The organism is Glutamicibacter protophormiae (assembly GCF_016894325.1).
GTDB lineage: Bacteria > Actinomycetota > Actinomycetes > Actinomycetales > Micrococcaceae > Glutamicibacter > Glutamicibacter protophormiae.
Map to the genome: position 1 here is coordinate 2,263,051 of NZ_CP069806.1, position 22,717 is coordinate 2,285,767.

Annotated in this window: 17 protein-coding genes; 6 read left to right on the top strand and 11 right to left on the bottom strand. The window is 66.5% G+C overall.

The genetic code is table 11. From position 1 onward, the window contains the following. Position 1: 1 nt before the first annotated feature. Genes JQN66_RS10570 through dut form a run of 3 tightly spaced genes read right to left on the bottom strand, consistent with a single transcriptional unit; the run spans position 2 to position 1,611 of the window. Entirely contained in the window at positions 2-376 is a 375-nt protein-coding gene (locus tag JQN66_RS10570; RefSeq protein ID WP_204674842.1) for a hypothetical protein, read from the bottom strand. A gap of 4 nt (positions 377-380) precedes the next feature. Then, positions 381-1,115, bottom strand: coding sequence for a DUF3710 domain-containing protein (locus JQN66_RS10575; protein ID WP_204674844.1), 735 nt, complete (start codon positions 1,113-1,115; stop codon positions 381-383). A gap of 37 nt (positions 1,116-1,152) precedes the next feature. Then, complete coding sequence (gene dut / locus JQN66_RS10580) at positions 1,153-1,611, bottom strand: dUTP diphosphatase (protein ID WP_204674846.1); 459 nt, start codon at positions 1,609-1,611, stop codon at positions 1,153-1,155. A 139-nt stretch (positions 1,612-1,750) separates the two neighbouring features. Between dut and JQN66_RS10585 the strand changes: the two genes are divergently transcribed. Then, on the top strand, positions 1,751-2,281 hold the full coding sequence (locus JQN66_RS10585; protein WP_204674848.1) for a DUF3093 domain-containing protein: 531 nt from the start codon (positions 1,751-1,753) through the stop codon (positions 2,279-2,281). Between the two features lie 112 nt (positions 2,282-2,393). After that, positions 2,394-3,353: an IS481 family transposase gene (locus JQN66_RS10590; RefSeq protein ID WP_204674850.1), complete on the top strand. Its 960-nt coding sequence runs from the start codon at positions 2,394-2,396 to the stop codon at positions 3,351-3,353. 112 nt (positions 3,354-3,465) lie between these two features. Here JQN66_RS10590 and JQN66_RS10595 read toward each other — a convergent pair whose 3' ends face one another. Then, positions 3,466-3,768 carry a DUF4193 family protein gene (locus JQN66_RS10595; protein ID WP_204674852.1) on the bottom strand — a complete coding sequence of 101 codons (303 nt, stop codon included), beginning with the start codon at positions 3,766-3,768 and terminating at the stop codon, positions 3,466-3,468. 261 nt (positions 3,769-4,029) lie between these two features. Here JQN66_RS10595 and sepH point away from each other — a divergent pair, with 261 nt between their 5' ends. Next, the gene (gene sepH, locus JQN66_RS10600) at positions 4,030-5,082 is read left to right on the top strand and encodes a septation protein SepH (RefSeq protein ID WP_204674854.1); all 1,053 of its coding nucleotides are present in this window, start codon (positions 4,030-4,032) and stop codon (positions 5,080-5,082) included. Positions 5,083-5,170: 88 nt separating this feature from the next. Here the strand turns inward: sepH and JQN66_RS10605 are convergent, their stop codons facing one another. Genes JQN66_RS10605 through JQN66_RS10615 form a run of 3 tightly spaced genes read right to left on the bottom strand, consistent with a single transcriptional unit; the run spans position 5,171 to position 9,659 of the window. Next, complete coding sequence (locus JQN66_RS10605; RefSeq protein WP_204674856.1) at positions 5,171-6,343, bottom strand: alkaline phosphatase family protein; 1,173 nt, start codon at positions 6,341-6,343, stop codon at positions 5,171-5,173. Between the two features lie 15 nt (positions 6,344-6,358). Further along, entirely contained in the window at positions 6,359-6,946 is a 588-nt protein-coding gene (locus tag JQN66_RS10610) for a DUF5998 family protein (protein ID WP_188946716.1), read from the bottom strand. 52 nt (positions 6,947-6,998) lie between these two features. Further along, entirely contained in the window at positions 6,999-9,659 is a 2,661-nt protein-coding gene (locus JQN66_RS10615) for a bifunctional acetate--CoA ligase family protein/GNAT family N-acetyltransferase (protein ID WP_188946715.1), read from the bottom strand. 99 nt (positions 9,660-9,758) lie between these two features. Here JQN66_RS10615 and JQN66_RS10620 point away from each other — a divergent pair, with 99 nt between their 5' ends. Beyond that, on the top strand, positions 9,759-12,353 hold the full coding sequence (locus JQN66_RS10620; RefSeq protein WP_188946714.1) for a DNA gyrase/topoisomerase IV subunit A: 2,595 nt from the start codon (positions 9,759-9,761) through the stop codon (positions 12,351-12,353). A 160-nt stretch (positions 12,354-12,513) separates the two neighbouring features. Here JQN66_RS10620 and cydC read toward each other — a convergent pair whose 3' ends face one another. From cydC to JQN66_RS10635, 3 genes are read right to left on the bottom strand one after another with little or no spacing between them, the layout of a single operon-like run. Beyond that, positions 12,514-15,852, bottom strand: coding sequence for a thiol reductant ABC exporter subunit CydC (gene cydC, locus JQN66_RS10625; RefSeq protein WP_204674858.1), 3,339 nt, complete (start codon positions 15,850-15,852; stop codon positions 12,514-12,516). 36 nt (positions 15,853-15,888) lie between these two features. After that, a complete protein-coding gene (cydB, locus tag JQN66_RS10630; protein WP_204674860.1) occupies positions 15,889-16,914 on the bottom strand; it encodes a cytochrome d ubiquinol oxidase subunit II in 1,026 nt (341 codons plus the stop codon). A 26-nt stretch (positions 16,915-16,940) separates the two neighbouring features. Continuing rightward, the gene (locus JQN66_RS10635; RefSeq protein ID WP_204674862.1) at positions 16,941-18,542 is read right to left on the bottom strand and encodes a cytochrome ubiquinol oxidase subunit I; all 1,602 of its coding nucleotides are present in this window, start codon (positions 18,540-18,542) and stop codon (positions 16,941-16,943) included. 420 nt (positions 18,543-18,962) lie between these two features. On the opposite strand from JQN66_RS10635, the gene JQN66_RS10640 reads away from it, so the two are divergent. Together JQN66_RS10640 and JQN66_RS10645 are read left to right on the top strand one after the other, a co-directional pair. Then, positions 18,963-19,334 (top strand): BlaI/MecI/CopY family transcriptional regulator, encoded by a 372-nt coding sequence (locus JQN66_RS10640; protein WP_188946710.1) that lies wholly within the window; start codon positions 18,963-18,965, stop codon positions 19,332-19,334. Positions 19,335-19,357: 23 nt separating this feature from the next. Continuing rightward, positions 19,358-20,323: a M56 family metallopeptidase gene (locus JQN66_RS10645; RefSeq protein WP_204674864.1), complete on the top strand. Its 966-nt coding sequence runs from the start codon at positions 19,358-19,360 to the stop codon at positions 20,321-20,323. Between the two features lie 85 nt (positions 20,324-20,408). Here JQN66_RS10645 and JQN66_RS10650 read toward each other — a convergent pair whose 3' ends face one another. Continuing rightward, positions 20,409-22,517: a DNA gyrase/topoisomerase IV subunit B gene (locus JQN66_RS10650; protein WP_204674866.1), complete on the bottom strand. Its 2,109-nt coding sequence runs from the start codon at positions 22,515-22,517 to the stop codon at positions 20,409-20,411. Positions 22,518-22,717: the final 200 nt, after the last annotated feature.

Consider the following 22,717-nt stretch of genomic DNA (forward strand, 5'->3'; position numbering starts at 1 on the left):
TTCACCCTCGGGGAACGGGAACGATGACGTAGCGCGGATTGTAAATGGTGGGGATCTGGTCGACGGGCGCGACCATCCCCGCGTAGCGGACCTTCACCCCGGGTTTGATGCCCGGAACGTTCTTCTGGCCCATGAACCTCAGCCGCACGTGCGGCGCGGTTCCGCGGCGCGGCGCCCCGCTGCCCAGCCGGTCGACCACCACCGCGGTCAGCAGCGGCGCCGCGTTGGGCGCCGAATAGCTGACCGACTGGATGTAACCGGTGTGCTCCACCCTCCCCTTGGCCGGCAGCTGCTCCAGCGACTGCAGCCGGGTGAAGGTGCGGGCCGCCTGCGTGCCGTCGAGCTGCGGGGTGACCGGCTTGGATTCGAGGGGCACCAGGCTAGCCGATCTGGGTGATTTCCGGTCCGCGTTCCGGACGCTGCGCCGCCGCGTCCGGGTTTCCGGCTTCGACCTGCGCCTCGGCGTCCGGGCGGGTCTGGGCGTTGTGCGGGACGTTCAGCGGGAGCAGTTCCTGCGGAGGCAGCGGCTTGTCGCCGCGGTTCACCACGATGCTGCGCAGCAGGTCGTCGATGGCCTGGGAGGCTTCCTCGTCGCCGATGGCGGCGCCCCCGATGACGGCGCGCAGGAACCAGCGCGGCCCGTCGATGCCCACGAAGCGCAACGCGACGTGGCCTGCGCGGCCGTCGGGCAGCTGCTGCGGCACCTGAGCCAGCAGCTCCTGGCCGTATTCGCCGTCGCGCTGGTAGATCTCGCCGTTCTGGCTGGCGATGTCCTCGCGGATCTTGTCGCTGATCCCGGGCCACAGCGAAGTGGACTTGGACGCGGAGAACGCCATCAGCTGGACGCGGGACTCGGCCAGCTCCAGGGAGACCGCGATGACGCGCTGGTTGGACTGTTCGACGTCCATGCGCACCTTCAGCCCGGCAACCGGCTTGACCAGGATGGAGCCGAAGTCCAGGTAGTCGTCGGTGTTCTCGATGTCCGCGAAGTCGAACGGGCCGTTGAGCGTCGGCTTCTTGGCAGGCTGCTGCTCGGCCGGGGCCGCGCCCTCGACGGCGCCGGCCGCCTGCTCGGCTGCTGGCTCGGCTTTAGACTTCTTGCGCTTGAAAATCATGATGTCCTTAGAGAGTTTCGCTTGGCACCAAGCGTACCTAGTTGGCGCTGAATCCACCGGTCGAGCCGAAGCCGCCGGTTCCCCGGGCCGAATCCTCCAGGGAGTCGACCTGGACGAAGACCGCCTGCTCGACCTTCTGGATCACCAGCTGGGCGATGCGGTCGCCGCGGGAGATTTCAAAGGCCTGGTCCTTGTCGGTATTCAACAGGGTGACCATGATCTCACCACGATATCCGGCGTCGACGGTCCCCGGGGCGTTGACGATGGTGATGCCGTGCTTGGTGGCCAGGCCGCTGCGCGGATGCACCAGTCCGACGTATCCGTGCGGCAGCGCCAAGGCGATTCCGGTCGGCACCAGGGCGCGCTGTCCCGGTTCGAGCACCAAAGACGTGCGTGCATGCAGGTCAGCACCCGCATCCGAAGGATGGGCATAGCTTGGAACGGGTAGTTCGCTATCGAGCATCTTGATGGAGATTGAGATCGTAGGCTCGCTCATCGTGGTTTGGTCATCCCCCGGAACTCTGGAAAGTTGTAGCTGGTCTGCGTTTACCTGCACAACTCTATCGCGCCCGGCCGGACCGCGGACCACATCCGGCAGTTCGGCGTCCCCCGAAAGATTGCCTAGACTAGGACTCATGAGTAATAGCAGCCCAGAGGCTTCCAACGTCCTGTTTCGCGAAAAGATCTGGCCATCGTTCGGATCATGGATGTGGCCGCTGCTGATTGCCCTCACCGCTGGCATCGCCGTGGCACCGATCAACATCGCTGCCGGCTACGCCACCGGCATCATCGTCATGCTGGCCCTGGCTGTCATCATGCTCCTTCGCGTGCCGGTCATCGAGGTCACCGGACAGACCGTCACCGTCGGCCGCGCGACCATTGAACGCCGCTACATCGGGCAGGTCATCGGCTACCGCGGTGAAGAGGCCTTCAAGCAGCGCGGGCAGAAGCTGCACGGCCTGGCCTTCATGCTGCTGCGCGGCTACCTCGACGCGGTGGTCCGCATGGAAGTCACCGATGAACGCGACGCCACCCCCTACTGGCTGGCTTCGACCCGCCGCCCCGAAGAGCTCACCGCAGCGCTGGGCGGGATCATGTACGAATTCACCGACGAAGGCCGGCAGGCGGACGCCGCGGCGGACGAGGATCATCCCCGGGAGACCTAGGTGTAATGCCCACATAGGTTAAGAACACACGGCGTGGCACAGTGACAAAGAGAAGACCCCTGAGTGAAGTGGTGTTTGCGACAACATTCACGACAACCCAGAGGTCTTCTCCATGTCCCATCCTAACGCCACCCTCACCCCCAAAGGCCGCACCCTGCTCGCCCGCTGCATCGTCGAGGACGGCTGGTCCCTGCGCCGTGCCGCTGAACGCTTCCAAGTCTCCGTCGGCACCGCCAACCGCTGGGCCACCCGCTACCGCGAGCACGGCGCAGCAGGCATGCACGACCGCTCCAGCCAGCCACACACCAGCCCGCACCGCACCTGCACCCGCACCGAACGACGGATCATCGCCCTGCGCGTGAACCGCCGCTGGGGACCGGCCCGCATCGGCTACCACCTGGGCATCCACCCTTCCACCGTGCACAAGGTCCTCTCCCGGTACGGGTGCTCCCGCCTGTCCTTCCAGGACCGGGCTACCGGCCGGTGCATCCGCCGCTACGAGCACAAGGCGCCCGGGGACATGATCCACGTGGACATCAAGAAACTCGGGCGGATCCCCGACGGCGGCGGCCACCAGGTCCTGGGCCGGGCGGCCGGGAAGCGGAACAAAACCCGGACCGCCGCCAACAGGAGGCCTGGCTACGCTTACCTGCACAACGCGGTGGATGACCACTCGCGCCTGGCCTATACCGAGATCCTGAAAGATGAGAAGAAGGAAACCGCGGCCGGGTTCTGGGAACGGGCCAACGCCTACTTCGCCTCGCTGGGCATCACGGTGCGTCAGGTGCTCACCGATAACGGGGCGTGTTACCGGTCCCACGCGTTCAGGGACGCGCTGGGGGCAGCGGTGAAGCACCGGCGCACGCGCCCGTATCGGCCGCAGACCAACGGCAAGGTGGAGCGGTTCAACCGGACGATGCTGGAGGAATGGGCGTATGCCAGGTCGTACCGCACGGAGGCTGAGCGGGTTGCCGCGTTCCAGGGGTGGTTAGACTATTACAACTACCGTCGAGGACATACTGCACTGAAGGGTCTGGCGCCGGCTGATCGTGTTCTCAACCTCTGTGGGTAATACACCTAGGCTTCCCCGCAACGCATCGAACCCCGGAACCCGCCGCAAGGCGGGGTCCGGGGTGCTTTTGCGCGCTCCGGGATGGCGGCACGCAGGCAGGAGGCGGGGCCGCTCAGCCTTCGCATTCGGCGCAGAACTTCTGCCCGCCCGCTTCGCGCACCAGCTGGGTGCGGTGGCGCACCATGAAGCAGGATGCGCAGGTGAACTCGTCGGCCTGCTCCGGCACGATGTCGATGCTGGCCTCTTCGGACTGGGCTTCTCCCCCGGGCAGGATGAACAGCTCGGCCAGCTCGGATTCCGATTCATCGATCAAGTTCGCCATTGCCGCGGTTTTCCCGGCTTTGAGCGCGGCAATTTCCCGGGCCCGCGCCTTCTCGGCTTCGGCCAGGTGGACGGCGGCAGACTGTGTGGCCATGGTGATTGTCAGCTCTTTCCTGCAGGCGATGAAGTGGACGTCAATCCGCGGAAGGGAATTTCATTCCGGCATAGAAGTATAACGTCCGAAGGCCCCGGAAACTGCCCGCGTTCGGCGGGCTATGCCCACGGCGGAAGCCCGAACGCAACTTTCTGCGTGAACTTGTCGACTAATCTTGCGCCACGCCCCGCCCGGTGGTAGGAAAATCGGGCGACAAGTGGCAAAGTTTTACACAGTAAATGAACCGTGTGGAGGGTAGTAATGCGTCAGCTGAGACTGGTAGGAATTCATGAAAATGGTTCCAGTCTGCAGGTCAGCAGCGACGACGGGATGAGCTTCGAGCTGCCCGTTGACGATGCCCTGCGCAGTGCCATGGCCGAAATCGCTCGTTCCAGGGCGCCGCGCAACCGTGATGAATCCTCGGTGCACACCCCCAGGGAGATCCAGGCCCGCGTGCGCGCGGGTGCTTCTGCCTACGATCTGTCGCTGGAGTGGGACGTTCCCGTCGAGTCGATCGTCAAGTACGAAGGGCCGGTGCTGGCCGAGCGCGAGCACATCGCCGAGCTGGCCCGCCGCGTGGAGGTTTCCGGGCCACAGACTGATGCAGAGTACCGCGAAGTCTTCGGAGAGGAGCCCGCAGATCTGGGCTCCATGGTCGCCCACCGCTTGCACCAGCTGAATATCAATCCGCTCACGGCCCGCTGGAACTCGTGGAAGGATCCCGAGGGACAGTGGATCGTCACCGTTGAATTCGATTCGCCGCTGCAGGCCGACAATGTCGAGAAACTGGACAATGCGCTGCCGCAGCCGGACAATGTGGCCCGCTGGTCCTTCGCCCCGGCCCGCAAGACCTTGAGCAACCTGAACCGCTGGGCCCAGACCCTCAGCGAACAGGTCGCCCCGGAGTACTTCCGCCCGGTCTCGGCCATCTCGCAGGTCGAGGAACCCGCGGCTCCGGCCGCCCCGGAACCGGATGAGACCGAAGAGCTGGTATCCCTGCTCAACGCCCGCCGCGGCCAGCGTCCCAAGGACCAGGATCCGGAGCGCGAGGCCCGCTACAACGAGATCATCGAGCGGGGCATGAGCAAGTACGACGCCGAGGAGGACGAGTCGCTGCCGCACCTGCCGCAGGGCATCTCTCCGCGCACCTCGCAGCTGGTGGTCGTCACCGACGCAGACAAGTCCTCCGGTTCGGCCCCGAAGCCTGCCGAGGAGCCTTCCGAGGACGGCGCCGGACGCAAGGCCAAGCGGTCTTCCGTACCCAGCTGGGACGACATCATGTTCGGCAAGCGCAAAAAGGATACCGACTCCTAGGTCCGCACCCGCCCCGCACTGAATACCAGAAACCCGGGAGCAGCCAGCTGGCTGCTCCCGGGTTTCTTGCGTGCGGCTACCCCGCCAGCTAGGCGGTGCGGTGCACGAACAGCGGGACGAAACGCTCGGCCGCGGTGAGCGAGCCGTGCTGCCCCACCATCTCGAAGGCCATCGGCTTGACCCGGCGCCCGTCGTAGAACGCGATGGCTTCGGCGGCCAGGATCATCAGGTCACCCAGGCGCGGCAGGAATTCGGGACGGACCGGTCCGAAATACCCGAGCTCCACGGCCTCCTCGCGGCTGAGGATCCAGGCCTTGGACCCGTAGGCGCGCTGCCAGGCCTCGCGGACCTTGGCCCGCTGGGCCGCATCCGTGCCGGCGGCGAAGGTCAGCTGCACCCCGCGCGGCTCGCCGCTGGTCAGCTCCACGGCCTCGATGAGTTCGGGCTGCAGGCTGTAGTCGATGCGCTGCGATGCTGGCACGTCGACCATCCCGTGGTCGCCGGTGATCAGCACGGTGGTCTGCTCCGGCAGGCGCGAGACGAGGTTCTTGATGACGTAGTCCAGCTCTTCGAGCGTATCGCGCCACTGCGGGGAATCGACGCCGAACTTGTGCCCGGCCTTGTCCAGCTCGTTGAAGTAGGTGTAGACCAGCGCGTTGCGCTGCGCCGCGAACACCTCCGCGGTGGCGCGGGCCCGGGCCGCCGGCTGGCGCGCGGCGACGAACTTCGGGCCGCGCAGCGCCGCTCGGGTCAGCGCCGAGTTGGAGAATTGGTCGATGGACACCGTTGCGGCGTGGATGCCGTGTGCCGCGGCCTTTTCGAAGACCGTGGGCAACGGCTGCCAGGCCACGGGGTCCAGGTCGCCGGGCCACCCGCCGAGCTGGTTGACCACGCGGCGCCGGGCGGGGTCGACGACGTCGTAGCCGAGCATCCCGTGCTGGCCGGGAGCCAGTCCGATGGAGAGGCTGGACAGCGAGGTCGCGGTGGTGGAGGGAAAACCGGTGCCCAGCTTCTGCGCGCGCTCGAACAGCGGACGCAGGAACGGCGCGTGTCCGAGGTGCGATTTCAGCTGGTTCCAGCCCAGGCCGTCGACCATGATCACGGCGACGCGCTTGGTGGGTTCCAGGCCCAGCGGATTCGAGTAACCCGGGATGCCCAGTGCGTGGGCCGCCGAAGGCAGGATTTCCGACAGGGTGGCTGCGCCGTAGGCCGGCGCTGCGGGAAGTTTCTGGGCGGGGACAGGCAGGGAGGAGTCAGTCACGTTGGCTTGGCGTCCCTAGGCGATCGTCGCCAGGCGCAGGCGTACCGCGAATTCGCGGGCCTTGTCCACCGCACGCTGGCCGTCGGCCTCGGAACTCACGCGCAGCACCAGGTCCTCGGGCTGGGAAGTGCCGTTCAGGCCGTGGTCGGCTTCGCACTGCGGGTCGGCGCACTCGGCCGGAGCCAGGTCGATGCGCTTGGTGCCGTCCCAGGACATGCCGAAGGTCAGCTCGCGCACCAGATCGCCGCTGCTGTAATGCTGCGGCTGGTGGTAGACGTAGCTGGTCGCCACCGACTCGATGCGGGCCAGGCTGATCATTTCCACCGACACCTGGGCCATCACGTCGTGGCCGTGGTCGTCCAGCTGCTGGTCGTCGACGTGCACGATGAACAGCACTTTCTCGCTGCGCACCATGACGGTGATGTGGCGGTGGACCTCGGTGTGGTCGAAATGGGTCTCCAGATGCAGGAAGTGGTCCACTACCGGCAAGTCCAGCATTGCTTCGGCCAGCACGTCCTGGACCATTTGCGGGTAGAAGCCCGCGCGGACCAGGTCATGCTGGAGGTCGGCACCGGCAGTCGTCGAATAGGTTGCAGAGCTCATGATCCAATTCTACCCAGTGCGCCGCCGTGTTTCAGGTTTCGTGTCCTGCCGCTCAGCCGCGCAGCGCCCGGCGGATGCTGTCGGTGCGCCGTTCGGCATTCCCGATGCGCAGCTTGACCCCCAGCACGCTGAGCGAATCGGCGGACACGGACACCGGGGCGAACTGCGCGATGGTGACTTCCGGATGGTTGTCCTTGAACAGCGAGACGCGGGTGATGAAGTCCCGCAGCGCGTCCAGGTCCACCGCGGGCAGCCCCTGGTAGCCGAAGAGCCGGGCGCTGCTGCGCGGCCGGTGCATCAGCAGCGTCAGATCCGTGGCGGAGAACGGCGCGACGCCGTGCGCCCAGTCGTCGAGCAGGTTCACCGCGTCCCCGCTGAGCCCGAAGGAGACCACCGGGCCCAGCAGCGGGTCCTCCATGGCTTTCACGACGCAGGCCTGCCCGGCCGAGGCCATGGACTGCACCTCCAGGGAGTCGACGCCGTACTGCCGCATCAGCTCGCTCATGTGGGTGAAGTCCGCGCGCAGGGTCTCGGCGTCCGGGATGTTCAGGCGCACCCCGCCCAGGTCCAGGCGCTGGCGCAGGTCCGGGTCGTTGGCCTTGAGCGCCACCGGCCAGCCCAGCGACTTCGCTGCGTCGACGGCCTCCTGCGCGGTATGCACCACCTGGGACGGAAAGATGTTGATGCCGTAGAAGCCCAGCAGCTTCGTGGTCTGCTCGGTGCTCAGCTTGCGCAGCTCGGTGCCCGGGATCCCGGCGGAGAGCTGGTGCAGGTAGTCCGCGGCGCCTTCCACGTCCAGCCCCTCGGGTTCGACCAGCGGCTCGAAGGGGATGTCGAGCCATTGGCGGTAGCCGTAGGCCTTGCCCAGCGCCCCGACGGCGGAGGTCGGCGAGGTGTAGACCGGCACCCCGTGGTGCACTCCCCCAGCGATCTTGCGGTCGATCTGCCCGGGCAGCACAGTGATCACCGGCTTGGGCTGGGTGGAGAATTCACGGAGCACCTCCAGCACAGCTTCGGTGGAAATGCCCGAATAGGACAGGTGGGCGAGGATCACCGCGTGCACCTCGGGATTCGCGACCAACTCCGCTACCCGTTCGCGCAGCTTGGGCAGCACCCGCGACTGGCCCAGCGTGTAGTCCAGTTCCCGGTGGTCGGCGGTGGCCTTCAGCTTGCATGCTTCGGCGACGTCGCAGACCACCTCGGCCAGGGTCAGCGAGTTGGAGAGCACGGCAACGTTTGGACCGGCCGGAGCCTTGTAGACCGAAAGCAGGCCCGCCACGTCCATGAGCTCTTCCACGGACTGCACGCGGATGACCCCGGACTGGCGCAGCATCGCGTTCAGGGCGCCGGGCGGGGCCTGGCCCACGCGGACCGAATGCCCCGGCGGAAGGCGGCGGCCCAGCAGGTCGGACTTGGCGACGATGACCGGCTTGCTGCGGGCCAGGCGCCGGGCGATGCGCGCGAACTTGCGCGGGTTGCCGAAGGATTCCAGGTGCATGGCGACGAGGTCGGTGCGCGGATCGTCCTCGAAATACTGCATGGCGTCGTTGCCGGAGACGTCGGCGCGCAGCCCCGAGGAGATGGAGCTGCTCACGCCCACCCCGTGCTGCACGCTGACCCCCTGGAGGATCGCTCCCATGGAGGCGGACTGGCTGAAAAGGCCCACGTTGCCGGCGGTGGGCTGCACCGTGGTTCCGGTGACGGTCATGCGCACCTCGGGGTCCGTGTTGACCAGGCCCAGCGACGCCGGCCCGACCACGCGCATGCCGTTGGCGCGCGCCAGCGACACCAGTTCGCGCTGTGCCGCCAGCCCATCGGCGTTCTCGTAGCCCGCGGTCATCAGCACCAGTCCCTTGACCCCGTGGGCGCCGCAGTCCTCGATGACGCCGGTCACCTGGTCGCGCGGCACGCAGACCACCGCGAGGTCCACCGGGCCCGGGATCTCGGACACCTTGCCGTAGGCCAGGTGCCCGCCGACTTCCAGCGCGGCATCGTTCACCGCGTAGGTGGCTCCGGTGTAGCCGCCCTCGACCAGGCGGTCCAGGACCCGGTGCCCCAGCTTGCCCCAGGTGCGGCTGGCGCCGACCACCGCAATGGACTGCGGGGCCAGCATGGCGGCCACGGAGCTGGCCTCGGCGCGGTGCTCGCGCGCCTCGGTCACTTCACGGGAGCGTTCGGTCGGGTTGATCGGGAATTCGAGCATGACCACGCCGTCTTCGAAGTGGCGGGCCACCGCGTAGCCGGCGTCGGAGAAGACCGTGAGCATCTTGCGGTTCTCCGGCAGCACCTCGGCGGTGAAGCGGGTGATGTCGTTCTCCCGGGCCGCCGCGGCAAGGTGCTCCAGCAGGATCGAGCCGATGCCGGTGCCCTGGTAGGCGTCGGACACGTTGAATGCGACTTCCGCCTCGGTGGGGTCGTCGAGCCGGTCGTAGCGGCCCACGCCGATGATGTTGCTGCCGCGGAAAACGGTAAAGGCGACGCGATTCACATGGTCGACATTCGTGAAGCGCTCGAGCTCTTTCGCGGTCAGCGAGGACTTGTACGTAAAATAGCGTAGGTAAACCGAGGTTTCGGATTGCTTATGATGCATGTCCTGCAAACCCTGCGCGTCAGCCGGGGTTATCGGCCGAAGATGTGCTGTGGTGCCGTCTCGAAGCACCACGTCTGCTTCCCAATGGGCCGGATATGCCACCGAAAGTTTACGATCCACCATAGGCTTAGGATAGTCGCGACTTCGACATTGTGCCCAGTAGGAACACGATCAGCCGGCGACTTAAGCGAAAAGTTATGCAGATGAAGGAATTACAGGGTCATGGCTCGAAAGAAGTCTGAAGATCTCCCCGCGGATTTCGTGGAGAACATTGTCGACATCGATGTCACCAGCGAAATGGAATCTTCGTTCCTGGAGTACGCCTACTCCGTCATCTATTCGCGTGCGCTGCCCGATGCCCGCGACGGCCTGAAGCCGGTGCAGCGGCGCATCCTGTTCCAGATGGCGCAGATGGGACTGCGCCCGGAGAAGGGCCACGTGAAGTCGGCCCGCGTGGTCGGCGAGGTGATGGGCAAGCTGCACCCGCACGGCGACACCGCCATCTACGACGCGATGGTGCGCCTGTCCCAGGACTTCGCGCTGCGCCTGCCGCTGATTGACGGCCACGGCAATTTCGGTTCGCTGGACGACGGCCCGGCGGCCGCCCGCTACACCGAGGCCCGGCTGGCGGCCTCCGCGGTGGCCATGACGGCGAACCTGGACGAGGATGTGGTCAACTTCGTCCCGAACTACGACAACCAGTTCATGCAGCCAGAAGTGCTCCCGGCCGCCTTCCCGAACCTCTTGGTCAATGGCACCACCGGCATTGCCGTGGGCATGGCCACGAACATGGCCCCGCACAACCTGGGCGAGGTCGTCGCGGCGGCCCAGCACCTGCTGGTGGAGCCCGATGCCACCGTCGAGGACCTGATGAAGTTCGTGCCGGGCCCGGACCTGCCCTCCGGCGGCACGATCGTGGGGCTCGACGGCGTCCATGACGCCTACCGCACCGGCCGCGGCCTGTTCCGCACCCGCGCCACCGTGGCCCTGGAAAAGGTCTCCGCCCGCAAGTCCGCACTCGTGGTCACCGAGCTGCCCTACGGCGTGGGCCCGGAAAAGATCATCGAGAAGATCAAGGACGGGGTGAACAACAAGAAGATCTCCGGCGTCTCCGACGTCGTGGACCTGACCGACCGCCACAACGGCCTGAAGCTGGTCATCGAGCTGAAGAACGGCTTCAACCCGAACGCGGTGCTCGCCAGCCTCTACAAGCACACCCCGCTGGAGGACTCCTTCGGCATCAACAACGTGGCGCTGGTCAACGGGCAGCCGCAGACCCTGGGCCTGCGCGAACTGCTGACCGTCTACGTGGACCACCGCGTGGACGTGGTGCGCCGCCGCACCGCCTTCCGCCTGGCCAAGCGCGAGGACCGCCTGCACCTGGTCGAGGGCCTGCTGATCGCGATCGTGGACATCGACGACGTCATCGCCATCATCCGCTCCTCCGAACAGACGGCCGAGGCGCGCGAGCGGCTCATGACGGTCTTCGACCTCTCCGAGCCCCAGGCGAACCACATCCTTGAGCTGCGCCTGCGCCAGCTGACCAAGTACTCCCGGCTGGAGCTGGAGACCGAGGCCGAGCAGCTGCGCAAGGAGATCGAAGAGCTGCGCGCCATCCTGGACTCCGATGCGCTGCTGCGCGAGCTGGTCTCCAGCGAACTGGACGAGATGGCGCAGACCTTCGGCACCCCGCGCCGCACCAAGCTCTCCAAGAGCGCCCAGCTGCAGCCGCTGAAGGGCACCGCACTGCCGGAGGCCGTCGGCTCGGGCAAGAAAGCCACCTTGGCCATGGAAGTAGCCGACAGCCCCTGCTGGGTGCTGCTCTCGGCCACCGGCCAGATCGCCCGCACCCATGACCGCGCCGCACTGGACTTCTCCGCGGCCCGCATCAAGCACGACGTGCTGCTCTCCCAGGTCGCGTCCACCGCGCGCGGCGAGATCGGCGCCCTGACCTCCACCGGCCGGATGATCCGCATCTCGCTGATCGACGTGCCGGTGCTGCCGGAAATGCACGGCTTCCCGCAGCTAGCCCAGGGGGTGGCCGTGGCCGACTTCCTGAAGCTACCCAAGGGCGAGCAGGCGGTGGCGCTGCTGCCGTTGAACAAGGTCGTCGCCATCGGCACCGAGCTGGGTGTGGTCAAGCGGGTGACCCCGGACTACCCGCTGAACCGCGACGAGTTCGAGGCCATCACCCTCAAGGACGGGGACACGGTGGTGGCCGCGGCCCCGGCCGAGGACGAGGACGAGCTGGTGTTCCTGACCCGCCAGGCGCAGCTGCTGCGCTTCGGCGCTTCCGCCGTGCGCGCCCAGGGCCGCACCGGCCGCGGCATGGCCGGCATCAAGCTCGGCGCCGAGGACAAGGTCATCTACTTCGGGGTGGTCCGTGCCGGAGCCGAGGATGCGGTGGTGGCGACCATCGCCGCCGGCTCCCAGACCCTGCCGGGCACCTCCGGCCAGTCGGTGAAGCTGACCGAGTTCAGCGAGTTCCCCGCCAAGGGCCGCGCCACGGCCGGCGTGCGCGCCCACCGCTTCGTCAAGGGCGAGGACTACCTGGTCCTGGGTTATGCCGGGCACGGTCCGGCCCGCGCCAGCTCCGCGGCCGGCGTGGTGCGTGCCCTGCCGACCGAGTTCGGCAAGCGCGACGGCTCGGGCGCCCCGTTGGCGCAGAGCATCAACATCCTGGGCGGTTCACTGAACCTGGGCACCGTTGCGGCGCCGGCCTCATCCCCGCTGCCTCCGGCGGCGCCGTCGACCCGTCCGTCGGTGCAGCCGGGCGAGGACACCTTGCCCTTCGATGACGGCGGGGTCGTGCTCTAGCAGTTCCTGCCGGCCATCGGCAGATGGCAGCGGACAAGCCCGGGACCGGTTCTGCATGAACCGGTCCCGGGCTTGTCTGCGTTCGGCCTGCGGCCGGCGGTGCGCCGTGTCAGGCGGTGCGCCGTGTCAGGCGGTGCGCCGTGTCAGGCGGTGCGCCGTGTCAGGCGGCGGGGGCCAGCTTGGCCTGCAGCCGGATCCTGCCCTCGCAGTCGCCGGCCAGCTGCTCATCGTGGGTGATCAGCACGACGGTGCGTCCTTCAAGCGCAGCGCGCAGGGTCTGCATCAGTTCGACGGATTCGTCCTGGCCCAGGTGCGCGGTGGGCTCGTCCAGCAGGATCACCTGGTGCCCGCCCACCAGGGCGCGGGCGACGGCGAGCTTGCAGCGCTGGCCGCCGGAAAGCCGGTGGCCGCCGGTGCCGATGCGGGTATCCAGGCCCTCGGGCTGGGCGGCAAGCCAGCCGCCCAGTCCGACCTGCTCCAGCACGTCCCGCAGCTGCGCGTCGGATACCTGCGCCTCGTCGGCGGCGCCCAGCAGCAGGTTGCGGCGCAGCGTGGAGTCGAACAGGTGCGCCTCCTGCGGGCACCATGCCACCGAGTCCGGGTTCGCTGCGGCGAAGGGGTGCACCCGCCCATCGGCGTCCAGCGCGGCCAGGCGCCCGCCCTCCAGCGGCAGCGCCCCGAGCAACGCGGTGAGCACCGTGGATTTGCCCGAACCGGACGGTCCGGTCAGCGCGGTCCACTGGCCAGGCTCGATGCGGGCGGTCAGCTGCTCGACGACCGGGGCTTGCGGGCCGTAGCCCAGCGACACGTCCTCCAGCACGAAACCGCATACCGCCGGGGCCCCGGCCGGGGAGTTCTCGCGCAGGCCGGCCTGCGCCGCCTCCCCGCCGCCCACGCCCCGGGAACCGAGGGCCGTGGTCAGTTCCTTCAGGGCCCGGCCCTGCTGCACCGCAGCCAGCGCCGCGGTGGCGGATTCACCCAGGGCCAGGGCCAGGAGCACGGCGAGCGCCGTGAAGGAGGCCGAGCTGGTGGACAGCCCCGCGCAGGCGATGGCCAGTGCGCCGCTGAGCAGGGCGCCCAGGGCCGGTGCCAGGCCCTGGCCGAGCGCGTGGCGCCGGGCGGCCGCGGTGTTTTCCGATTCCTCGCGGGAAAGCTTTTCCAGCGCCCGGGTCAGCGACCCGTAGGCGCGCAGCGAGCCCTGGTTGCGCAGGATGCCCAGCACGCTCTGGTTCACGGACAGCCGGTGGGCCAGCTGGCGGGCCAGGTGCAGGCCCTCGACCCGGCGCACGAGCCAGCGGCCCGGGAATGCCAGCAGCAGCCCGGCGGCCAGCGCGGCGGCTCCGAAGACGGGCTGAAGGTAGAACAGCACGGCGATGCCGGCGGTCCAGACCGCGACGGCCTGGATCGGGGGAAACAGCACGCGGGCCAGCAGGTCGCGCAGTTCGTCGACCTCGGCCAGCAGGAAGCGCAGCACCACCGAGGAACGGCTGACCAGTCCCCAGCGGGCGGGGTTGGCGACCATGGAGGTCCAGATCTTCTCGCGCAGCGCCCCGGCATAGGCGAGCACCGCGTCGTGGATGGCCAGCTGTTCCAGGTAGCGGAAGGCGGCGCGGCCGATGCCCAGGGTGCGGACCATGACGAAGGCGACGGTCAGGTGCAAGATGGCCGGCTGGTAGCTGGATTCGACGATCAGCCAGCCGCTCAGCGCGGACAGGGCCACGGCGCACAGGACGCCGATGGTGCCATAGACTGCGGCCTTGCGGGCTGAGGAGTAGCCGGAGAACAGTTCGCGCAGCGGGTTGAAGCGCGGCGCGGCCCCGGCCGGGGCTGCTGCGGCGGCGGCGGCCGCCGGCGGGTCCGCGGGCTCCGGGTGCGTCGGGGCCGGGGCGGGATGGGAGGCCTGCGGCGCGCCGGATTCCAGCTTGTGCGCGGGCTCGTCCGCCAGCAGCGGGTCGTGGCTGGCCACCAGCACCGCGGTGCCCTCCGGAAGCTCGGCCAGCAGCTGGCGCACGGCGGCGGCGTTGGCTGCATCGAGGTGTGCGGTGGGTTCGTCGGCCAGCAGCAGGCGGCATTCGGGCACGCTGTGCAGGCGCAGCAGGGCGCGCAGCACCTCCAGCCGGCGCAGTTCGCCCGGCGAGTATTCTGCGATCTGCCGGGGCAGCATGGAGTCCAGCTCCAGCCGGGCGGAGAACTCGGCGGCGAGGCGCTCGTCGGCGTCCGGGACGTCCTGGGCCAGCTGGGCGGTGCCGGTGGCGGCGTTGAACTGCGGGTGCTGGCTGATGACGGCCAGCTGGCTGCCCGCGTAGACCTGTCCGCCGACCCGGTCCGCGTCGAAGCTGTTGTCGCTGGTGCAGGCCTCGGCGATCAGGCGCAGCACGGTGGTCTTGCCGGTGCCGCTGGCAGTGGACAGCAGCTTGCGCTGACCCGGCATCAGGGTGAGGTCCAGGTGCTCGTGCACCGGTTCGCCGGCGCGGTAGCCGATGGACACGTCGCGCAGTTCCAGCAGGCTGCCCGGGGTCACGGGGACCAGGGAGAGGATCTGGTGGTTGTCCTGTTCCGCGGTAATGGCCCGGTAGCGCTGGTAGGAGGCCAGCCCGTCGTCGGCGGCGTGGTAGGCGGAGCCGACCTCGCGCAGCGCGGAGAACAGCTCCGGGGCCAGGATCAGGATGACCAGGCCCGGGGCTAGTTCCATGTTGCCGCCGACCAGGCGCACGCCGATCATCACGGCCAGCACGGCCACCGAGAGGGTGGAGATCAGTTCCAGCCAGAAGCTGGAGAGGAAAACGGTTTTGAGGTTGGCCATCGTGGCCTGGCGGTATCTCTCGCTGACGGCGGCGATGGCGTTGCCGTGGCGGCGGGCGCGGCCCAGGCCCAGCAGGGCGGGCAGGCCCTGGGCCAGCTCGTACATCTGGTGGGCCAGCGCGTCGAGCTTGGACTGCGAGGCGGCCAGGGTGTCCTGGGTGTGCAGCCCGATCAGGGCCATGAAGACCGGGACCAGCGGGATGGTCAGCAGCAGCACTACCGCGCTGATCCAGTCCAGGGACAGGATGTAGATGCCCAGCAGCGCCGGGAGCACCATGGCGCCGATGAGCGCCGGAATGAATTTGGTGAAGTAGTCATCGAGCTTGTCGATGCCGTGGCTTGCAAGGGTTGCGGTGACCGGAACGGAGTGCTCGGCCGAGTCGGCCGGGACGATGCCCGGCCGGCTCGCCGCGGTGTGCACCAGCGTGGCACGCATCCGCTCCTTGGCCCCCAGCCCCATGCGCCGCGCCCCGGTGTTCAGCCCCCACACCCCTGCGGCCCGGCCCAGCACGCCGGCGGCGGCCAGGATCAGCAGCTGCGGGCTGTTGCCGAGGCCGGAAGCCATGTTCGCGATCCACTGGCCCAGCCCGTAGGCGGTGAGCACCAGTCCCAGGGTCTTGAGCACCGAGAACACGGTGAGGATCACGATCTGGCGCGGAGCGATCAGCTCACGGGGCAGGAAGCGCGGTGTGCGCATGGGGTGCGTTCCTTTCGGTCGCCGCGGTGGGGCGTGCTACTTGACGATCGGTTCCGGGTGGTGCGCCTCGGGGATGTGCTCCTCCTTGACGCGCTTGCGGAAGACCCAGTAGCTCCAGGACTGGTAGGCCAGGACCAGCGGGACGCCGAAGGCGGCGACGATGCTCATCAGCTTCAGCGTGTAGGGCGAGCTGGAAGCGTTGTAGATCGTCAGGTTGAACGCCGGGTCCAGGGTGGAGGGCAGCACGACGGGGAACACCGCGGTGAAGATCGCGGCCACGCCGGTGGCGAGCATCAGGCCCAGGGCGATGAAGGAAACCCCTTCACGCCCGGCGCGGGCGGTGGCGATGCTGACGACCAGGGCCAGCGCCGCGACGGCGAGCAGGGCCCATCCGACGGCCGAGTCGTTCTCCAGCAGCACGATCAGCACCCAGGCCACCAGCGGCAGCACGGCCAGCGGCAGCCAGCGGGTGAACAGCGTGCCGGCGCGTTCGCGGACCGGACCGTCGGTCTTCAACCGGACGAAGGCCAGCGCGTGGATCCAGCAGAAGGCCACGACGGCCACGCCGCCGAGCACCGCGTACCAGGTGAGCCACGCGAAGGGTCCGCCCACGCGGTCGCCGTTCTCGTTCAGCGGCAGCCCCAGGGTGGTCAGCGCCAGCATGGCGCCCACGCCGAAGGCCGCAACCAGCGACCCGTAGCCCAAGGCGGCATCCCACAGCTTCAGCGAGCGGGCGGTCTTGGCCTTGCCGCGGTACTCGATGGATACGGCGCGGAAGATCAGCGCCACGAGCACGAGGGTCAGCGGGATGTACAGCGCCGAGAACAGCGAGGCGTACCAGTGCGGGAAGGCGGCGAAGGTCGCGCCGCCGGCGGTGAGCAGCCAGACTTCGTTGCCGTCCCAGACCGGGCCGATGGTGTTCAGCAGGACGCGCTTGCGCTTCTCGGTGTTTCGTCCCAGGCCGATGAGCATTCCCACGCCCAGGTCGAACCCTTCAAGGAACAGGTAGCCGCACCAGAGCACAGCGATGAGGATGAACCAGAGTGCTGGTAGCCAATCCATGGTGTTTCTCCTTTGTTCGGTGCGGACTAGTAGGCGAAGGCGAGTACGTCGCCGTCGTCGTTCTTGTCATGGCCCGAACCGTCGGGATTCTTGGTATCCGGTGTCTCATTCAGCTCCGGCATGGCCGCTCCGATGCCGCCGCGGATGTACCGGGTGAGCAGCACCAGCTCGACCACCAGCAGCACGCCGTAGACCAGCGTCAGGGTGATCAGCGAGAAGAGCATCTCCCCCGCGCTGACCGTCGGCGAGACCGAGGCCGCCGTATACATGAACACCTGGTCGATTCCGCCCATCTGGGGGTTCGGCGCCACGGTGAACGGCTGGCGTCCCATCTCGGTGAAGATCCAGCCGGCGGAGTTCGCGCCGAACGGAGCCGCGATGCTCAAAAGCGCCAGGCGCGAAAGCCATTTGCTCTGCGGGACGGTGCCCTTGCGGGTCAGCCACAGGGCCAGCGCCGCGGTCACTGCGGACAGCCCGCCCAGGGTGATCATCAGTCGGAATCCCCAGTAGGTGACCTCCATGACGGGCAGGTAGTTGATCTCCTGGCCGGCGTACGGGCCGAAGTTCGGATCTTCCGGGTAGTACTTGCCGTACTTTTCCTGGTATTCCGGAATCAGCGTATTCACGCCCTTGACCTCGGTGGTGAAGTCGCCATTGGCCAGGAAGGACAGCAGGCCCGGCAGCTCGAAGGTCGCCACGATGTCATCGCAGTTGGTTGAACCCGCTGTGGTGATGTCGCCCAGGGTCAGCACCGAGAAGCCGGTGCCGTCGTGGCAGGCAGCTTCCGCGGAGGCCATCTTCATCGGCTGCTGCTCGAACATGAGCTTGGCCTGTTCGTGGCCGGTCAGCGCGACGCCGAGGAACGAGACCAAGGCGACGACGGCGCCGATACGCAGCGACTTGATCCAGACCTGGTAGTCCGTCTTGTCGCGGTTCTTGCCCTTGCTCAGGTCTTCTCCCACGACAACCCGCCCCTGGGCGTCGACGGAATCAATGCCTTCCTTGCGGCGGCGGTAGAGGTGGAACCAGGAGATGCCCAGCAGGAATCCGCCGGCAACGGCGAACGCGCCGAAGAGCGTGTGCGGGAAGGTGATCAGTGCGGTGTTGTTGGTGAAGACCGCCCAGGCGTCGGTCATCACGGCCTTGCCGTCGATGATTTCGGCACCGACTGGATGCTGCATCCATGAGTTGGCGACGAGGATGAAGTAGGCGGAGAGCAGCGAGGCGAGTGCGGCACACCAGATCGTTGCCAGGTGGGCCAGCTTGGGAAGCTTCTTCCAGCCGAAGATCCACAGGCCGAGGAAAGTTGACTCAACAAAGAACGCCAGCAGGGCTTCCATGGCCAGCGGGGCGCCGAACACGTCTCCGACGTATCGGCTGTATTCACTCCAGGCCATGCCGAATTGGAATTCCTGGACAATGCCGGTGGCGACGCCCATGATGAAGTTGATCAGGAACAGCTTGCCCCAGAACTTGGTCATGCGCAGCCACTGTTCATTGCCGGTGCGGTACCAGACTGTCTGGAGCACCGCCACGGTCATGCCCAGGCCCAGCGTCAAGGGCACCATCAAGAAGTGGTAGACGGTTGTAATGCCAAATTGCCACCGGGCAATCTCTAATGCATCCATCGGGTCCTCTGTATATATGTCGCGAGTTGACTTGGCCGCCAACTTCTACGCTTGGTAGAAATTGGCTCACACGATCACCTTAGATCAATTTCGACAACTTGTAGAAATCGCGTTGACTGCGTCACTTGCACGAGCGGCAATCCTGAGAATCAGCTCCGAAAATTGACGTTCGGGCGATTCTAAACCCGCAAACCGTTTCACGTCTACGGAAATTAAATTTCCCAAGTCAACGAAAAGGTAACCACCGGGACTGCACCCCATGCTCCACGATTCGGAAACAGTGTGCTCACGAACCTCTTTTACGACACGTAGAAATATTGGTCAATTGTCGCTACAATGAGATTTCCAAGCACCAGATTTCACGTCATTACGACGGGGACCCTGATGCGTCAGCAACTAAAGCAAGTGAGGTACTACCTAGTGGCCAGCCTTGGCGATCTGGAACGCTCCGTCATGGACCTGCTGTGGGACTCCGCAGAACCACTCACCGCAAATGATCTTCGCGATAATCTTGCGGCACTTGGTACCGATGCAAAGGAACTCGCAGTTACCACGGTGCTCACCGTGTTGGCACGACTGGAGAAGAAGGGCCTCGTGCTACGTGAACGTACCACCAGGCCTCACCGTTATACGGCGTCCTCGACCCGCGAGGACCACACTGTGGGACTGCTCAACGATGCTCTGGGGACCGCCCAGGATCGCGAAGCCGTCCTTGCCCGCTTTATCGGCGGCATTTCAGCAGATGAAGCAGCATCCCTTCGTGCTATCTTGGACACTGTAAAGTCCGCCTAATTTACACGAACTTCGGGGACTGAGTGCTTCTCACCTCATATTTTCTAGCGGCGTTGGCTATCGCATTGGCGTGGCCAACGCCGTTGGCGTTGTCCAAGGCAAAATGGACCTCCCGAGCTCCGGTGCAGGCCGTCCTGCTCTGGCAGGCCATTGCACTGGGCGGCGGCCTGTCCATGATCGGTTCCATGCTGGTCTGGGGCTTGGCGCCCCTGGGCAACGACCTGATTTCCGCACTGATTGCCGGATGGCGCCTGATCACCGGTGATCCCGATGTCGTCTACCCGGGCATCGTGCATCTATTTGCGCTGAGCACGGCCCTGCTCTTCGGCTTCCACCTGGTTCTCACGCTGGCCCGCGCCGCGTGGCGCACCACCAGGCAGCGCGCCAAGCACCGGCAGCTTCTTCGACTGCTGAGCAACCCTTCGGATACCCGTCCCAATACCCTCGTACTGGACCACGACATGCCGGTCGCCTACTGCGTGCCGGGAATCGCCCAGTCCGTCACCGTGCTGTCGCGCGGGCTGCTCACCAAGCTCTCCCCCGAGGAACAAGCCGCCGTGATCGCTCACGAAAGCTCGCATCTGGACCAACGCCACGACCTGCTGATCCTGGCGTTCACGGCCTGGAACGAGGCGCTGCCCTGGCTGCCGACCTCCCGGCTGTCCCTGGACGCGGTGCGGCAGCTGATCGAGATGCTGGCCGACGACAAGGCACTGGAGCAGGTCAGCCGCCAGACACTGCTCAAGGCCATCGTCACCGTCGCGGCGGCCGCCGCTCCCGAGGCCTCCGGAGCTGCCGGCGCAGGTTCCTCCAATGCCCAGCAGGTCGGGATGCCTGGCGGCGAAGTATCCTCCCGGCGCCTGCAGCGACTGCTCACGCCGGAGGAATCGCTGGCCAAACCGCAGCGCGGCGTGGTCTTGGCCTGCACCGTGCTTCTCATGGTGTGCCCGACCGTCCTGCTGATCGCTCCGCGCCTCCTGGCCTGGTAGCCGCCTGCACCGCCAAGAAAAGAAAGTCCGCCGCCACCGGCCCGCACGGCGCGGACTGGGGGCGGCGGACCTTTTTCCACCGGTGCTATACGTCGATGCGTTCGCGCTCCAGGTCATCGGCTCCTGCAATGATGAAGCTCTTGCGCGGGGCGACGTCCGAACCCATCAACAGGTCGAAGATCTCCTCGGCCGCCTGGGCATGCTCGATTTTCACGCGTCGCAGCATGCGGTGGCGCGGATCCATGGTGGTTTCGGCCAATTGGTCTGCGTCCATCTCGCCCAGGCCCTTGTAGCGCTGGATCGGTTCCTTGTAGCGCCGGCCCTCGGCCTCGATCTTCGCCAGCAATCGCTGCATCTCGGCTTCCGAATAGGTGTACACCACTTCGTTCTGCTTCGACCCGGGGTTGATGATCTCAATGCGGTGCAGCGGCGGCACCGCCGCGTACACGCGCCCGTGCTCGATCATCGGCCGCATGTAGCGGTAGAACAAGGTCAGCAGCAGGGTGCGGATGTGCGCGCCGTCGACGTCGGCATCGGTCATCAGGATGATCTTGCCATAGCGCGCCTGCTCGATGTCGAAGCTGCGCCCCGAGCCTGCGCCGATCACCTGGATCATCGCCGCGCATTCGGCGTTCGAGAGCATGTCGGAGACCGAGGCCTTCTGCACATTCAGGATCTTGCCGCGGATCGGCAGCAGCGCCTGGAACTCGCTGGAGCGGGCCAGCCGGGCGGTGCCCAAGGCGCTGTCACCCTCGACGATGAACAGTTCGGAACGGCCGACTTCCTTGCTGCGGCAGTCCAGCAGCTTGGTCGGCAGCGAGGAGGATTCCAGCGCGGTCTTGCGCCGCTGGGTTTCCTTGTGCATGCGGGCCGAGACGCGGGATTTCATCTCGTTGACGACCTTCTCCATCAAGGAGTTGGCCTCGGCCTTTTCATTGCGCTTGCTGGAGCCCAGGCGCTCGTCCATCGCCTTTTCCAAGACCTTGGAAACCACCTGGCGCACCTGCGGCGTGCCGAGAATTTCCTTGGTCTGCCCCTCGAACTGCGGCTCGGCCAGGCGCACGGTGAGCACCGCCGTCATGCCGGCCAGGACGTCGTCCTTCTCCAGCTTGTCCTTCTGGCCGAACTTCAGCTTGCGGGCGTTGGCTTCGACGTTCTTGCGGAACGATTTCAGCATCGCCTGCTCGAAACCGGTGGTGTGGGTTCCGCCCTTGGGGGTGGCGATGATGTTGACGAAACTGCGCAGCGTGGTGTCGTAGCCGATTCCCCAACGCAGGGCAACATCGACCTCGCACACGCGCTGTACGTCCTGGATATGGCTGCGGCCGTTCTCGTCGATCACCGGGACCTTCTCGTGGAACGAACCGCTGCCGTGGAAGCGCCAGATGTCGGTCACCGGAGAGTCGCTGCTCAGGAAGTCGACAAACTCGCTGATGCCACCGTCATGCTGGAAGATCTCTTCGTGCGGCCCCTCGGCTCCTGGCGTATCAGGCAGGCCGCGTTCGTCGCGCAGGGTGATGCGCAGGCCGGGCACCAAAAATGAGGTTTGGCGCGCCCGGTCTTGCAGGTCCGTGTAGGAGAATTTTGCGTCCGGGGTGAAGATGTAGTTGTCCGCCCAGTAGCGAATGCGCGTACCCGTGACACCGCGCTTGGCCTTGCCGATAATTTCCGGAGGGGTGGCCTTCTTGTGCGGGGTGAATTCCGCATCGAACTTCTTGCGGCCCTTGTCCGCGAAGGATCCGGGCTCGCCACGGCGGAACTGCATTGCGTAGGTCTTGCCACCGCGGTCCACCTCTACGTCAAGCCGGGAGGACAGCGCGTTGACCACCGATGCGCCCACGCCGTGCAGGCCGCCGGAAGCGCTGTAGGATCCGCCGCCGAACTTGCCGCCGGCATGCAGCTTGGTGAAGACGACCTCAAGCCCGCTCAATCCGGTTTTTGGCTCAACGTCTACCGGAATGCCTCGGCCATCGTCCTGGACCTCGACCGACCCGTCGCTGTGCAGGATCACGTTGATCGATTGGCCGAAACCACCCAGGGCCTCGTCAACCGAGTTGTCGATGATCTCCCACAGGCAGTGCATCAGGCCTCGGGAGTCGGTGGAGCCGATGTACATACCCGGTCGCTTGCGCACGGCTTCAAGTCCCTCAAGAACCGAGAGGTGGCGAGCGTTGTAATTTTCGGATGAGGCCACTGGGCTGCTGTCTCCTACTGACACGAGAAAAGAACTACTTCTCTTCCCATTCTAATCGTTACTTTGTTCGAATCCGTGGCATTTGACGGCAATCCGGGCGCTGGCGGAACTATGAGAGGTTATCCACACTCGCTACGCGGTGAGCGAAAGCGCGGCTCTTTGGGGATAAAGTCGGGGGCAAAGCTGGTTGTATAGAGTAA

What these genes read in the sequence shown, in the direction of transcription:
- JQN66_RS10575 (WP_204674844.1), bottom strand. Translation starts at nt 1,115, where the DNA reads ATGATTTTCAAGCGCAAGAAGTCTAAAGCCGAGCCAGCAGCCGAGCAG.
- dut (WP_204674846.1), bottom strand. Translation starts at nt 1,611, where the DNA reads ATGAGCGAGCCTACGATCTCAATCTCCATCAAGATGCTCGATAGCGAA.
- JQN66_RS10585 (WP_204674848.1), top strand. Translation starts at nt 1,751, where the DNA reads ATGAGTAATAGCAGCCCAGAGGCTTCCAACGTCCTGTTTCGCGAAAAG.
- JQN66_RS10590 (WP_204674850.1), top strand. Translation starts at nt 2,394, where the DNA reads ATGTCCCATCCTAACGCCACCCTCACCCCCAAAGGCCGCACCCTGCTC.
- JQN66_RS10595 (WP_204674852.1), bottom strand. Translation starts at nt 3,768, where the DNA reads ATGGCCACACAGTCTGCCGCCGTCCACCTGGCCGAAGCCGAGAAGGCG.
- sepH (WP_204674854.1), top strand. Translation starts at nt 4,030, where the DNA reads ATGCGTCAGCTGAGACTGGTAGGAATTCATGAAAATGGTTCCAGTCTG.
- JQN66_RS10610 (WP_188946716.1), bottom strand. Translation starts at nt 6,946, where the DNA reads ATGAGCTCTGCAACCTATTCGACGACTGCCGGTGCCGACCTCCAGCAT.
- JQN66_RS10615 (WP_188946715.1), bottom strand. Translation starts at nt 9,659, where the DNA reads ATGGTGGATCGTAAACTTTCGGTGGCATATCCGGCCCATTGGGAAGCA.
- JQN66_RS10620 (WP_188946714.1), top strand. Translation starts at nt 9,759, where the DNA reads ATGGCTCGAAAGAAGTCTGAAGATCTCCCCGCGGATTTCGTGGAGAAC.
- cydC (WP_204674858.1), bottom strand. Translation starts at nt 15,852, where the DNA reads ATGCGCACACCGCGCTTCCTGCCCCGTGAGCTGATCGCTCCGCGCCAG.
- cydB (WP_204674860.1), bottom strand. Translation starts at nt 16,914, where the DNA reads ATGGATTGGCTACCAGCACTCTGGTTCATCCTCATCGCTGTGCTCTGG.
- JQN66_RS10635 (WP_204674862.1), bottom strand. Translation starts at nt 18,542, where the DNA reads ATGGATGCATTAGAGATTGCCCGGTGGCAATTTGGCATTACAACCGTC.